At 70.7% G+C, this 334-nt stretch carries 1 protein-coding gene; it reads left to right on the forward strand.

The genetic code is table 11. The features are described 5' to 3' along the window. Nucleotides 1–334, forward strand: a 334-nt coding sequence (locus tag RZA67_RS16395; RefSeq protein ID WP_317214124.1) for an Ig-like domain-containing protein, incomplete at both ends; no start/stop codon positions are given.

A 334-nucleotide genomic window follows, 5' to 3' on the forward strand; every position in this document is an offset into this window, starting at 1 on the left:
GGCAGCCTCAGCTACACGCCCACCGCAGGCTTCACCGGCACCGACACGCTCACCTACCAGGTGTGCCTGCCGGCTCCGGACAGCGTGGTCTGCCACACGGCTGTGGTCACCATCACCGTGGCGGCGACGCTTCTGCAGGCGGCAAATGATGACTTCCGGCCGGCTGCGCTGGCACCGGGCGGTGGCAGCACGTCCAGCGTACTGCTCAACGACACCTTCAACGGCGTGGGCATCGTACCGGGCACCACCCCGGTGACCGCGACCCTGCTCGCGCCGCCGGCCGGCTACACCATGGCGCCCGATGGCGTGATCACGGTGGCGGGCAGCGTGCCGC

The sequence above is a fragment of the Stenotrophomonas sp. C3(2023) genome, assembly GCF_032911385.1.
Classification (GTDB): domain Bacteria; phylum Pseudomonadota; class Gammaproteobacteria; order Xanthomonadales; family Xanthomonadaceae; genus Stenotrophomonas.